We start from the raw sequence: 14,261 nt of genomic DNA, 5'->3' as shown, positions 1-14,261 counted from the left end.
TACCACATATGTGAGGTGAACACAATGCTTTTTTGGAAGGGGTTACAAATATTTTTTCAGTTATGCTCAACGACTATTGGGGGATAGATATGAAAAAAAGCAGACACTCTTCAAATCGGTACCCTTCATCGGTACCACTCTTCGAAGTGTGCCTGCAGAAATTGAATCTCTCGTTCGTAATGGGCTACATGCCCCTCATCGATCATGTTCTGGTAAGCCTTGTTGCCTTGTGCCGCACCGGTTGTAAGTGTATCGCATAATGCCTTGAGGCGTCTTATAGTCCATTCTTTCAAGTTGGGAGGCTTTGATATGCCATAGGACTTAAAGAACAGCGATATTCTGTGCGTGCGATCCACAGCATGTAATTCCGATTGATAAGGTATCGATGTCCCTGTAGTGTAATCTATCGCAAAGCTTGCCAGCGGGACTGAGGTGTACAGCATATAAACCATGTCCCAGATTCTTGGACCTGGCGCAGCCAAATCAAAATCGATCAGTGCAACCGGCACTTCGTCTTGAAAAACGATATTGTATGGCGCGGCATCATTGTGACAGATCACCTCATCGTCCCATTCCCCCGAAGCCTGAGAGGTATGTGCAACCTCCGGTTGGATTGAAGTTGCAGCAAAGCCCTGTACGGCGTCATGATAACGCCGTAACAACGCTGCACTCTGGATGAGGGCATGGTCCGACCATATATAAGGTTTAAAATCAGGATATTGGTTTCCCGGCACTTCGCCAGGAATGTAGGACAAGATCTCCCGACCGCTATGATCAATGCCTATGAACTTGGGGGCGCCTTCAAAACCCTGCTTATCCAAGTATAGGAGCAAGTCATGCACGAAAGAACTCCATTTCGTAGTTCGGTGAACGTTATTTCCAATACGAACAACTTCGTTAACATTCCCACCGGGAAGTATTTCTTCCTTGTCACACATCCGCAACTCCCCTTCCCGCTGCTCCACGTGCCAGCCCCAGCGCCTCTGCCAGCCCCTCCAGATCCAGTCCGTCGGCGGCAAAAGCGGTGCGAACGAGCTTCGGCGGGACGAACTCGTCATATTTGCCGAGATACGGCGCTTCGTCAGGATCGAGAAGCGCGCCGGCGTCCTCGCAGTTCGCCAATTCCTGCTTGATTTCTTCCATCAGCGTTTCGTTATCGACCTTGCCCGCGACCACCATGTAATACGGCTCCATCGGCACGATAGAGCGGAGAGCCAGCCTCTCCGACAGATTATGCTTAAGCAATCGCTCCAGCGTGCGAAACTGCTTGCTGCCCGCCCAAGGCAGAATGAACAGGGAGTCGCCGCCCGCCGGTATAACCACCTGTTTCAGCAGTCCGCTCTCCCGAGCAAGTCGGCGGGCCCGTTCCAGGCGATTCACCGCACCCGGTGCCAGGTATGGATAGATGGCGCTGACAGCGAGCACCTCCCGCATCTTCTGCACCACGCGGGTATGCACATCGCCGCCTGCGCCAAGCCACAACGTATCGACCTTGCCCTTGGCCGACTTCACGTACAGGGCCTTGTGCTTCGTGTCGACTTCCTCTACCTTCCACAGCTTGCCTGCCAGCGAGAAGCAGTAGCCCGGCGGCGGCACGGTCGTAATCGATCCGATTTCTTCCGACCCGTTATAGACGACATGTTCTTCATCGTCCTTAAACACCGCATAGAAGCGGTAGTTGTTCACGATTTTCTCCCCGCCAAGGCCGATGATCAGGCTGCCTTCTTCCGTACGCTGGATGTGATCCGTCTGGAGCAAATACTGCAGGAACTCCTTGTATTCCTCCGGCTCGATGCCGCGGAAGGCCGGGAGCGTCAGCACCGCTCGCGCCAGATCGGGCGGCTCGGCCTCGCCCATGCTCTTGAGCGTGCTCATCGTCTGATGGTAAAGCACGCCAACCGGTTTCTTCCGCAGGGCCAGCGGTTCGACCCATTTCTCGCGAATATACAGCTCAATGACGGCAATGGCCCGGAGCAGCATCCACGGCATGCGCGCAGGCAGCATGGCCTCCTCGTCCTCGTCCTCCGGACAGAGGAACATCATCTCGGAGGCCTGATCCCCCCGCCGGCCGGAGCGGCCCAGCCGCTGAACGAAGCTGGAGCAGCTGTACGGCGCACCAAGCTGGATCACCCGCTCCAGCTCGCCGAGATCGATGCCGAGCTCCAGCGTCAGGGTGGCCGCCGCAACCGCCGGCCCCGGACCTTCGCGGAGCGCGGCCTCGGCTTCCTCGCGCAGCATTGCGGAGATGCTTCCATGATGCACATGGAAGACATCCCGCTGCTCGCGCTTGGCCGCAATCCGCCGCAGCTCGAGCGTGGTCAGCTCGGCATCCGAGCGGCTGTTGGTGAAGACCAGCGCTTTTTTCAGGTGGGTGTTGTCGTATACGAAATCGTAGTAGGCCTTGCGCGCAAGCTCCAGCTGCTCCGCCTGCTTCTCGTCCCGCGCATCCGGGAAGGAGAAATGCTCGACCGACAGCCGCAGCTTCCGCCCCCCTTGCGGCGAAACGACCTCGACCGCGTGCTTCGTGCCTGCGCCCAGCCAGCCGGCTGCGGTCTCGTAATCGCTGAGCGTTGCCGACAGCCCGATGCGGCGAGGCGAACAGGAAGCCATCCGCTCGATCCGGGTCAGCTGGCTCAGCACCTGAATGCCCCGGTCGGCTCCCATGAAGGCATGCACCTCGTCAATGATGACATACCGCAAATCCTGGAACAGCGCCGGGATGGCGTTCGGCCGGTTCATGAGCAGCCCTTCAAGCGATTCCGGCGTAATCTGCAGCACGCCCGACGGCTTCTGCATGAGTTTCGTTTTCTCGGCTTGGGACACGTCGCCGTGCCAATGCCATACCGGCACCTGGCCTTCCTTCAGCAGATCGGTGATCCGTTCGAATTGGTCGTTGATCAGTGCCTTTAGCGGCCCGATATACAGGATCCCGACCGAGCTGGAAGGCATGTTGTACAGCTCCGTCAGCGCCGGGAAGAATGCGGCTTCGGTCTTGCCCGATGCCGTGCCGGAAGCGATCAGCAGATGATTGGGCGTGTCGAACAGGACGCGGCAGGCTTCCACCTGCGCCTCGCGAAGGGTGTCCCATCTTTTTTTATAGATAAACTCCTGAATGAACGGGGCCAACCTGGAAAAAGGATTCGCACTCATAGCTCAAACTCCGCCAGCAGATCGTCCAGATCGTCCGAAGGAGCATCGCTTTGCCCCTTGCCCTGCGGCTGCGCTGCGGCGCGCTCGCCTAGCAGCTCTTCAAACGTCGCCTCCGGATGCTGATGCAGCGTATGCAGCAGATCCATGAAATCCCGCACCACCTCGCGGGTGGTTAGCAGCTCCTCAGCTCCCAGCCGGTTCACGGCCGTCTGCATGAACGCGATCAGCTGCTCGTCCGTCAATTGCGCTTCATACTTGAAATGCAAGGCATGGATGTCGCGCAGCTTTTGCAGGAGGATGAGAATCTCCTCATACGACAGCATGTCCAGCTTCAGGATAGGCGACGTGTAGGTTCTCAGCGAACTGCTGCCGTAGCGTCCGTCGATCAGGCGGGAGCGCAGCGCGTCATAACTGAACAGTCCCCGGCGCTCATCCTCGACAAACTGCGGCGTTCCGCCCATGTAGATGCCCAGATGCTCCGCTTTGCCCTGCATCGTGTCGTTGAACATGGTCAGCAGCTTCTCGTAGTTGCTCTGGCGGGACACGCTGTTGGTGATTTTGTAGAGGTTAACCCCTTCGTCAATGAACAGCAGCAATCCCTTATACCCGATGGCCGCCGTAAATTCGGACCACAGCTTCATGTAATCGTACCAATTGTCGTCATCGATAATGACCCCGACGCCAAGGTCCTTGCGGGCCTCCGTCTTCGTCGGGACTTCCCCGCGGAGCCAGCGCAGCGCCGCTCCCTTGCGGTCATCGTCGCCAAGCTTATAGCCGTTCCAGTAAGCAGCGAGAACCTTCGCAAAATCAAAACCGTGCACCAGATTCTGCATGCCGTTCGTCACGGCATAAATCTGCGTTTCCACCTTATCGTTCAGCGCAGGGTCATCCGGGCGCAGGCCCGTCTCCTGCATGATGTCCTGCTGGATCGCGGCGATCCATTTTTGCAAAATAGCCTCCAGCGCGCCTCCGTCCGGACGCGTTCTCGTGGACAGATGGGTCATCAGCTCGCGGTATGTGGCAAGGCCCTGCCCTTTCGTGCCCACAAGCCGCCGCTCCGGCGACAGATCCGCATCCGCCACCACAAAATCGCGATCCATCGCGTAGTTGCGGATGATCTGCAGCAGGAAGCTTTTGCCGCTTCCGTAGCGGCCGGTAATCAGCCGGAAGGCGGCGCCCCCCTCGGCGATATTATCCATGTCGCGCAGGATCGACTCCACCTCCGGCTTGCGGCCGACGGCGATGAACTCCAGCCCCACCCGCGGCACGACCCCTGCCGTCAAAGAATTCACGAGGGCGGTCGTGAGCCGCTTCGGTATTTTCAGTTCCGTCATGGTTCCACCTCTTTCAAGCATCTTACAGTCATAACGAGTCCAATCGATGTCAATCCGTCCGGTTATACGGACTTCAATGTTTCCAGCATATCTATATAATCATCCGCAATGGACTCCCCATCGATCAGCAGATCGCCGACGGTATCCATCGCGGCCTCGTTGATCTCATCAAGCAGCAGCGCCGGCATGGAGCCGGCCTGCTCCGCAATCCGCTGCAGCTGTGTTCGGTTCGGTCCGGACTTGAGGGCGTGCAGAACCTCCAAGTGTATAAGCTTAAGACGCTCTCCGAGCTCCTGCCATTCCTCATCCAGTCCGTCCGTATTCCAAACCACCGCACCCTCAGATGATTTACCAGCCGCCGGGACGGATGGTTCCTTACTCTCGGGTGCAGCCAGTGCTGTTCCTTCATCCTCCGCTGCAGCGATTGCCCTTTCTTCCTTCACGGTCTCAAAGAGCGTTTCTTGCTCCTTAGCTTGATTCCGGTCTGTCTCCGGAACTGGCATCTCTTCATAAATAACCGCATCAAAATCCATCACGGCCTGGAACACTTCCGGGTTCTTCGCCGCGGATTTTGGAGAGGAATGCCCCTTTGAAGACGCACCCGTTCTCCTGTTAGTTGCTGCAGGTCCCCCATAGCCCGAAAAGGCTCCCGCATCCGTTACAATTTCCGCTGCAGGTCGGCTGTTCTCCGCTTCAACCTCCTGCTGCCCGGCTTCCTCCGTAAGCAGCATGTCGCGGACCTGGTCCGATTCCCGCTGCAAGCGGCGCAGCTTCCCTGTATCGATCTGAACCTCAGGCAGGCTCTGCTTGCGCTCGGCCTCCATCTGCTCCTGAATCTCTTTTTTCAGATAACGGGTGATGATCTCTTCCACTTCGGGTTCTACCGCTTCCGCTCCGCGCAGCCGTCCCTTGAAGCCCCTCAATTCCCGCAGCTTATTCTCGGTCAAGCGGACCAGCCCGGTTATATAGGAGCGCAAAGGAGCGTGCTCGCTTAAGGACACCACCGTCAGCACGACGGTTCGGCCGTATAACCCGTGATCGTACACCGCGCTGCGGAATAAATGCCGTTTCACCTGCCGGGGCCGCGGCTGAAAGCGGTCGATAAGACGCTGCCCTTTCATTTTGGCCCAATAACTGTCCACGAGCGCAATCACCTTCGGGGCGTACCGTTCCAGGTCCTTGCGGCCCTTCTCCTGGTAAAAACGGCTCTTCTCCACGTCATAATCCAGCAAATCGAGCAGCAGCTCCCACGACAGCTCCACCGGCTGGAGGGAGAACCGGCGCTTCCATTCCTTCTCCTTCAGCTCAGCGGATAAGACGCGCGGAAAACGCTGGTACGTCTCCCGGATCGGCATATCCAGGCCATGCACGATCATAAAATCATATAACCACTCCCGCAGATACGTATCCAGCTTGGCATAACGCTTGCGGTAGGCCGTCCACGCTTGCTCCATCAATGCATAGCCCTGCAGGGGATCGCTCCAGCCCACGCCATGGATCAGCTCGTAAAAATAGACAAAAAGATAGGAAAGGTCCGTATCCGGGTACCGCCCGGACCTGACTTCCTCCCGCCAGTAAAAATACCATTTGAACTGGTCGCTGGCCATCTGGTCGTAGGTCGGCCAATAGCTTTTGAAGGCTACGAAAGGGGTCTCGCCCTCCACATGCCATGCGAGTTCCCTCGCCTTCTGCACGAATTGCTGTTCCTTGGTCACATAGCGGAAGTCCTCGCCCCAATTCATGTCCAGGGGGTGCTGCGGCTTCACAATCAGGGAATTCTTCGCTTGCGCGTTAGGATTAACGATCTCCTGTTCCTGGTCATCCGGCCGCTTGTCAAGCAGTGGAATATCCTGTTCATCACCGGCCAGCTCGAATTCGGCAAAACGAATCCCTTGGTCGGTCACGTGCGTAGTATGTCTTATCGAATTTATGTGATTGTCGTTGTTAGGCTTATCGTTTTTCATCGAACATGAACCTCCGTCACAACTTCAATTATACCATTTAACCTATAGGAGCCACCTGTGTTTTCACATGTTTCTCATCTGTATTATAATGGACGGAATGATAGTCTAGCGAATGACTTTATGCTGAAAGGACCTTCGAATGAATAAATGGCTGAAAGCATTGTTATTTCTGGCCGGCGCGGCTTTTCTGACGAGGCTGATCCCCTTCTCTTCCTGGTTCCGTATTCTGGATACGATGATCCATGAGCTGGGGCATGCCGCCATGACCCTTCTCATGTCGGGCCGGGTGCTCAGCATCGAGCTGAATCCCGATCATAGCGGCGTCACCTATTCCATGCTGGCTTCCGGCGGGTGGAGTCCGATCGTAGTCTCGCTTGCAGGCTATACGTCGGCATCCCTGTTCGCCATTCTGATGTTCTACGGCTATGCCAAGAAAAAACAGGCTACCGGCCTGATCACCATTACCGTGCTAGCCCTCATCATGATCATCTTCTTCGTTCGCGCCGGTTACGGATTATGGTGGCTTATCATATTTATGATCGTAAATCTGATCTTCTATTTCCTCGGCGATAAGGTCCGCAATTTCTATTATCTGCTGCTCGCCTTTCTCGTGCTGGAAGAATCCGTGGTCGGTCCGCTGACCCTCTTGACCATGGCGCTGACCCAGCCCAAGCAAGCGGGCGACGCGTCCAACCTGGCCAACATGACCGTGCTCCCGGCGTTCGCCTGGGCGCTGCTGTTCCTGCTGTTCTCCCTATGGTGTGCCAAGGTGGCGCTGCAGCTGTTCTGGAAGAAGCGGTAACGAAACGTAGATTGCTTTAAATTTAATATAAAAGACCATTCCATGATGGAAATGGTCTTTTTTTCGTTCCAATATTTTCTTTGACTCTATCAATATTCCAAAATATAATAACATAGTCCTAGTATTTTAATCTCATATTAGGTATTTAGCAATGATTGTAGAGGGTTTTAAGAACTATATTCATATAAAATCTTACCAGGAGGCTACTAGAATGCACATCACGAAAGCACTAAAGAAACCCGTCTTTGTCATGATCATGCTCATCTTCTCGCTGTCCATCATGACGACGGCATGGGCCGCACAACCGGATGCGGACGATCTTCAAGGACATTGGGCGGAGACCCGGCTGCGCAGCTGGTCCGATCAGGGTCTGCTTCAGGGCTACAACGGGAAATTTAACCCCGATCGTCCTGTAACGCGGGCTGAATTGGTAACGCTGATCAACCGTTCTTTTGAAGTATCCGAACCAAGCAGCATCTCGTTTAAGGACTTGGAAACTTCTCATTGGGCTTATGACCAAATCGCCAGAGCCGTGAAAGCAGGCTACATCGATGGATATAACGACAATACGGTTCGCCCAGACCATACGGTTACCCGCGAAGAGGCCGCCGTCATGGTGGCCAAATTGACGGAGCTTGTCTCCGCCGAAACCGTGTCTGCAACCGATTTTAAGGACGACTCCTCCATTTCCAAGTGGAGTAAACCGGCGGTTTCCGCCTTGGCTGAGAAAGCCGTTATCACCGGCAGCGCCAAAGGGAACTTTAATCCGCAGGGCAAACTTACTCGCGCGGAGGCCGTTACCCTGCTCGATAAATCACTGGAGTACAAGGTTCCGACGGATATTACATACGATAAGGCTGGAACTTACGGACCGACTGCCGGCGTCGAAACGATCAAAGGGAATGTCATCGTAGCCGCGCCGGGCGTTACCCTTCAAAATGTGGTGATCGAAGGGAATCTTACGCTGACCGAGGCCGTCGGAGAGGGTGATGCCTTCTTCAAAAAAGTAAACGTCAAAGGTACCACGACCATTCAAGGCGGGGGAGCCAACTCGGTCCACTTCGAGGACTCTGTATTGGTACGCGTATCTGTTGACAAGCAAACCGGCACCGTGCGTGTCGTGGTCGTCGGAGAATCCGCGATTCAGCATGTGGTTGTCCATTCTCCGGTCAAGCTTGAGGAATCCAACGTGACCGACAGCGGATTCGCCAATGTGGAAATCGCGAAGAACATGCCTCAAGGCTCCGAGGTTCAGCTTGTCGGCCAATTCGAGGATGTTCGCGTGCTTTCATCGGACATCAAAGTCAGCATCCCTAGCGGGTCCGTTAAGCAGTTGAACGTGGAAGAAGGAGCAAAAAATACGGAGATCAACGTCAATGCCAATGCTTCGGTCATGGATCTCGTTCTGAACGCCGTTGCCAAACTGCTTGGTCAAGGCACCATCGCCAATGCAACGGTTAACGCGGATGCCGCCGGCTCTACATTCCAGAAGCGCCCTGGCGCGGTTGCCGGCGATGCGGCAAACACAATAACAGCACCGCCCGCAAGCGGCAGCACGACGGGCAGCGGCAATAACAGCGGCAACAACAGCAGCAACAATGGCGGCAGTGTGGTGGATGGCGGCTCCGGCGGAAACGACGGCGGCAATAGTGGGAGCAATCCGGGACCAGGCAACGGTGGCGGAAACGGCGGAGAACCCGTTCCTTGCACAGGAACGGCAGACCAGTGTAGAGACGCCCGCCTGGTGGATCTCACCGTATCCGGCTTCACCATGAACCAATTGGATGCGAACGAGTACACTACGGGAGTCACCGGCTTTAGTCCGGACACGTTCGAATACAGCATCGTGACGGACCGCAGTATGACGCAACCCGTACCGGCTACGGTAACAGTCACGAAAGCGACTTATAACAAGGTAGACTATATCGTCTGGGAGGATGGATCGAATACCTTGGCTTCCGGGACGATCACCGACGAGAATCCTGCATTCAACCTGGAGATCAAAGGCATGAAGGATGTACGGGTTCGCTTGACCGTCACGAGCGGAGACGGAATCGGCAAGAAGGTCTACGAAATTTTCATTCAATACCCAAGAACGATCCAAGAGGGCCTAAAGATTGGTTCCCACAAGGGAACGCACAGCAACAACGGAGTCCTGGTAGGGGAAAAGATGTATTACAACCTTATTAAAGGCAATGTAGGCGGAATCAAGCTTGGGGAGCTATATACAGTTCTCTTATATGAGCCGAACGCTTCCACGCCGTTCCTGACCTGCCAATATAACAGCTGCAACTTGCCGGACGGCAAATTTGCTAAGGATACCGCAGGTACCTGGAAGGTAGAGATTCTTCGCGACGGTGCGGTTGTAGACTCCGGCGATTATCAATACGATTTCATGACGGCGCCGGTGCTGACCAACGACATCGGATTGCGGGCTTCTGCCGTTACCAAGCAGGAATTGATCGATTTCTTCTTGAGCGGAGGAAACTTCACCACGCCGTTTAAGTACGGTTATCTCGTCTACGCGGACATGTCCAAGCTTCGCGCCGAGTTTCCGACAGCCAAATTCTTCGTGGAAGGGTCGTATGAGATGTACATGCCGACCTCCTCGCTCCCTTCGGGATTGAGCGTAGACGAATTGAAGGGCAATTTGCAGCCGTACGGGTACCAAGCTTACCAAATGAGCAGCTTGCGCCCGATTCCATCCGGTTCGGGAGAGGTACAGCTCACCGGGGGATACTACCACCAATCCGACTATGATAATGAAAAAATAGTCAACGATAAAGTCGTGTACCTAAGTCTATACGATGAAAATCACAACATCATCGGTCAATACATCACCATCCTGGAGTTCGATCAGGACCATGTTGCTGACGGGTTTACGCCGTCTGAAACCTGGCAGCCGACTCCGTAAGTAGGAGTGTACTAAAAAGAGGAGCATCGTTGTAGCGTACGCTACAACGATGCTCCTTTGCTGTTCCCTGGGTCGGTCCATGGGCCGGTCGCATTTGATAGCCTCCCATATTCCTCACCACTAAACTCAAGGCTGCCATTCATCAACCTTTCTTATATCACCGGCACCGCACAAGCAAATCGATCGGATAACGGCCTGCATTCCGACCATACAAACTGATGCCGCCCTCCTCGGTGCGCAGCTCCAGACGGAAGCTCCGCTTGCGGTCCAGCTCTGCCGCGAGTCTGCCCGGCACCTGCACCTGGCACAGATAGCCGTACGAACCGGCCTCTTCCAGAAGGCTATGAACCGGCTGATAGTGCCACGACAGCACGCCCCGGCTGTCGGCAGGGTCATCCGCGAGCACGGCCTCGCCGATTTTGACATCGTCCACCCACACCGATACACGGGATTCATGCAGCTCTTCATCCGTCATATAATAGGTGCTTGGATTATATTCCACGTCCGCCGACGCCCCGTGCATAAAGTCGATTCCGTGAGCGCGATGCCGCGCGCCCTCGATATTTCTTGCCAATAAGCGCTTTGCGCCTGCCTCGAAAACAATGTCGATATCGCGGATCAGCGGCTGTTCCTCACGGTCCGGCAGCTGCACGTCATAGACGAACCGCCCTTCACCGCCGCCGTTTACTTTGGAGCCTAGAAGCGCCTCCCACATGTAGGCAAAGCTTTGCTCACGGAACGAGTTGACGGGAATGCTTAAGGTAGTGACATCCGCTCCATCGTTCCCTTGTTCCTCTGCACCACGCACATCAAACGTCGTAAAGTTACGCGTTACGACGACGCCTCCTGCATTCAGGAGACGAACACCGAGGATCGCAACCGCATCGGTCTCCGGCATGCGAAGCTGCAGTTCGGTCAGCGGCGCCACGCCGTAGCCGTCCCATGCCACTTCCAGGGTTCCTTGATCCGCCACGACCTTCGTGCCAAGCCGGTCATAGGATAATTCCCAGGCAACGGTCAGCTTCTGCCCGTGATATTGATCCGAATAACTGGAACGCAGCAGCGGTATGGTCTTCTCAGCCCCTTGGTCCAGCGTCTGGCAAGGCGGTGCGTCAATCACGATGAAGTCCGGCGTGTGCAGGTCGGCGATCGTCATGCCCGGCACAAAATCCTCGTACCCGAATTTTTTGTCCGTCCCATCCAGCCGATAATAGCCGTTGAATTCGTTTGTCACGTCGCGGAACTCCGTAAATACGAAACCGCACAGCTTATCATGACGCCGGAATTCGTTCAGCATGTAACGGTAATGCCACGCGAGGTCGCTGTCCCCGGCTCCCCCGTCGATTCCCCACACATTTCCGCATTCGCTGTTCATGAGCGGAGCATCGCCTTGCTGGTTGCCGCCGATGTAGTTATGCTCCGATCCCGGATACGTCTTCTGTACAATTTCCTCGATATGATTACGCAGCGGTTCATAACCGTTGATATAAAAATGCCAAGTGTTGATATCTGTCTCCACATGATCATAATTGCATGGCGAATTGTCCTCCACGATCCGGGTAGGGTCAACACTCTTGGCCCAGCGGTACTTCTCCCGCACCCACTCCTGCGTCTCCGGGAGATAATAATGTTGCTGTCCTTCGCCGCCTGTAAGGCCGGCAGCCTCGCTATCCGTGCGAAGTCCCCAAGTTTCGTTAAACATAACCCACGAAAAAATCGACGGATGATTCCGGTCCCGTTCAATCACTTCCAGCGCCTCGCGCTCATAGGCGGAACGCGCCGTCTCGTCCGGGTTGCCCCAGAAGCACGGCATATCCTCCATCACCAGAATCCCGAGTTTATCCGCCCAATACAGCTTGCGGGGCTCCTCCGGCTTAATATGAATCCGCACGAAGTTCAGCCCGAGCCGTTTCATCAGGTAAATCTCGTCCCGCATCTCCGTATCCGTCGGGTAAGTGAAGAATCCCGTCTGATGGTAAGACTGGTCCAGCGTTCCGTTTAAATATACCGGCTTCCCGTTCAACGTAATCCAGCGGTAATCCCGGCCGTCGAACTTCGCCGTCCCGATCTCGCGTATCCCAAAATAAGTATGAACGACATCCTCGCCGGCCGAACCCGCCAGGCGCAGCTCCCCCTCGTATAAATGCGGGTTTTCGGGACTCCAAAGCTGCGGATCGTCGACCTGGAACACCGTTATCCGTTCATTCGCGCCTTCTTGCAGCTCCCACTCCGCCTGATGGGTGATCGAGCCCCCAGCGAACAAGAGCCCAAGTGTCACGGTGCCTGCTTCCTGCGCCTGGATTTTGGACTTCAATTCGATGCGGCCGTCCATAGAAGTCGTAAAAGTTGCTTGCTCCAAGTAGGTTTGCGGCCTGGCCTCCAGCCAAACCGGCTGCCAAATCCCTCTGATCTCGCCGTACCCCTGTTTCCCGCGGGCTTGGTAGTTATGGTCGTAATCCTCTGCACGAACCACGAGAATATTGTCTTGTTCCGTATTCCAAACGGCTGTTACCTCAAACTCGAAGGTTCCGTATCCGCCTTGATGCGAGCCGACATGCTTGCCGTTGACCCATACGTCGCACAAATAATCCACGGCACCGAATCGCAGGAAGATCCGCGATTGCTTCTCGGCCGGCTCCCAATTCACGGATCGGCGATACCAGCCGACTCCCTTCTCGTCTCGTGCAATGCCGGATAAGGGACTGACCCACGAGAACGGCACCGTGATCTCCGAATCAAAAAGACCGGCGTCTCCCCCTTGCAACTGTTTCGCTTGTAACTGTTTCGAACCCACGCCGCCTTGCTCCAAAGCGCCGCCGGTCTCGAGCGTGAACGACCACGGCCCGTTCAAATTCAGCCATTCTTTTCGTTCAAAATCCGGTCTCGGATACTCGGGACGTGGAATGTCCGTACGGATGGGCGCTGCCACAGGAATCTTCATGAAGCGAACACAACCTTTCCTTGTTCTGAATTTGCCCCTATTCTAGCACCTATATATAATTATTGCAATGTACATTATATTTTTACAATATAACAAATTTATTGTACACTTGGAGTCACTATAACGCTTCAGAAAAGGAAGGGAATTATGAACGAATCGAAGCTGGAAACCAACCGTTATCCGGCATCCCGGATCGTGGAAGTCGCCAAAGCCCTATCCAGCGATGTCCGGGTCCGCATCCTTGAAGCGCTCGGCGATAAACCGATGAGCGTCGGTCAGTTGGCGGAGGCGCTGGGGATTGCCCAGCCTACGGTGTCCATTAATGTCCAAATGCTGGAGCAAGCGGAGCTGATCGTCTCTTCGCAAGGTGCGAATCGGGAAAAAATCTGCGCCGTCACCTGCCGCTCCATTCTTCTCGAGCTGCCCTCGAAGCCGGGAGAAGGGCTGCAGCGCACGGAAGAAATCCACATGCCGATCGGCATGTTTTCCCACTGCTGCATCGAGCCTACGTGCGGCATGGCGGCTCGGGACGGCTCGCTGATCGGATCGCCTGACGATCCGCGCGCCTTTTACATGCCGGAACGAACGGAGGCTGCGCTCCTCTGGTTCTCGGGGGCGGGATACATCGAATATTATTTTGCGAACCCCATGCCGCCCGGTGCGGCCCTCGATGAGCTGCGCATCCGCGCGGAACTAAGCTCCGAGGCGCCTTCCTTCCAGCAGGAATGGCCGTCCGACATCACCGTCAGCATCAACGATCTTTCGGTAGGCACTTGGAGAAGCCCCGGTGATTTTGGCGACCGCAAAGGGAAGCTCACCCCGGATAAATGGAGGAGCGGCAGCGAGTACGGCATGCTGACGGAATGGCGCGTAACCAAACAAGGCAGCCAGGTCGACGGCCATGCGTCCAGTACCACGACCATCGATTCGCTGGACCTTGCCTTTAACCGGCCGATCCGCGTCCGCTTTGAGGTGAAAAAAGACGCGGAATATCCAAACGGACTGAATCTATACGGTTCGGGCTTCGGTGATCATCCGCAGGATATCATCCTGTCGTTTGTGCGGTACACGGAAGCCTAAATGCTGAAACGCCACGACGCCTGGCACGGACGTCAGGTTGGCTTCACAGCGCTACTGATCCCATGATTATGGTCCG

The 14,261-nt window shown here is 55.4% G+C and carries 8 protein-coding genes; 3 read left to right on the top strand and 5 right to left on the bottom strand.

Annotation, left to right across the window (positions count from 1 at the left end; all coding sequences use genetic code 11):
• Positions 1 to 125: 125 nt before the first annotated feature.
• The 4 genes from GYMC10_RS01215 to GYMC10_RS01200 form a co-directional block, all read right to left on the bottom strand.
• Complete coding sequence (locus GYMC10_RS01215; RefSeq protein ID WP_261979528.1) at positions 126 to 965, bottom strand: phosphotransferase; 840 nt, start codon at positions 963 to 965, stop codon at positions 126 to 128.
• The gene (locus tag GYMC10_RS01210) at positions 931 to 3,150 is read right to left on the bottom strand and encodes a DEAD/DEAH box helicase (RefSeq protein ID WP_012818457.1); all 2,220 of its coding nucleotides are present in this window, start codon (positions 3,148 to 3,150) and stop codon (positions 931 to 933) included. Before GYMC10_RS01210 ends, GYMC10_RS01215 begins: the two co-directional genes overlap by 35 nt.
• Complete coding sequence (locus GYMC10_RS01205; RefSeq protein ID WP_012818456.1) at positions 3,147 to 4,484, bottom strand: ATP-binding protein; 1,338 nt, start codon at positions 4,482 to 4,484, stop codon at positions 3,147 to 3,149. Before GYMC10_RS01205 ends, GYMC10_RS01210 begins: the two co-directional genes overlap by 4 nt.
• A 62-nt stretch (positions 4,485 to 4,546) precedes the next feature.
• Positions 4,547 to 6,448: a TerB N-terminal domain-containing protein gene (locus tag GYMC10_RS01200; RefSeq protein WP_012818455.1), complete on the bottom strand. Its 1,902-nt coding sequence runs from the start codon at positions 6,446 to 6,448 to the stop codon at positions 4,547 to 4,549.
• 139 nt (positions 6,449 to 6,587) lie between these two features.
• Between GYMC10_RS01200 and GYMC10_RS01195 the strand changes: the two genes are divergently transcribed.
• Together GYMC10_RS01195 and GYMC10_RS01190 are read left to right on the top strand one after the other, a co-directional pair.
• Entirely contained in the window at positions 6,588 to 7,250 is a 663-nt protein-coding gene (locus tag GYMC10_RS01195; RefSeq protein ID WP_009590185.1) for a M50 family metallopeptidase, read from the top strand.
• Positions 7,251 to 7,461: 211 nt separating this feature from the next.
• Entirely contained in the window at positions 7,462 to 10,164 is a 2,703-nt protein-coding gene (locus GYMC10_RS01190; RefSeq protein ID WP_012818454.1) for an S-layer homology domain-containing protein, read from the top strand.
• Positions 10,165 to 10,321: 157 nt separating this feature from the next.
• Here GYMC10_RS01190 and GYMC10_RS01185 read toward each other — a convergent pair whose 3' ends face one another.
• Positions 10,322 to 13,105: a glycoside hydrolase family 2 protein gene (locus GYMC10_RS01185; protein ID WP_012818453.1), complete on the bottom strand. Its 2,784-nt coding sequence runs from the start codon at positions 13,103 to 13,105 to the stop codon at positions 10,322 to 10,324.
• Positions 13,106 to 13,252: 147 nt separating this feature from the next.
• Here GYMC10_RS01185 and GYMC10_RS01180 point away from each other — a divergent pair, with 147 nt between their 5' ends.
• Entirely contained in the window at positions 13,253 to 14,185 is a 933-nt protein-coding gene (locus GYMC10_RS01180; RefSeq protein WP_012818452.1) for an ArsR/SmtB family transcription factor, read from the top strand.
• Positions 14,186 to 14,261 lie beyond the last annotated feature (76 nt).

The sequence above is a fragment of the Paenibacillus sp. Y412MC10 genome (genome assembly GCF_000024685.1).
GTDB classification, from domain to species: Bacteria; Bacillota; Bacilli; order Paenibacillales; family Paenibacillaceae; genus Paenibacillus_AQ; species Paenibacillus_AQ lautus_A.
Note: the sequence above shows the minus strand (reverse complement) of the source record. Positions and strands in the feature narration are given on the sequence as shown.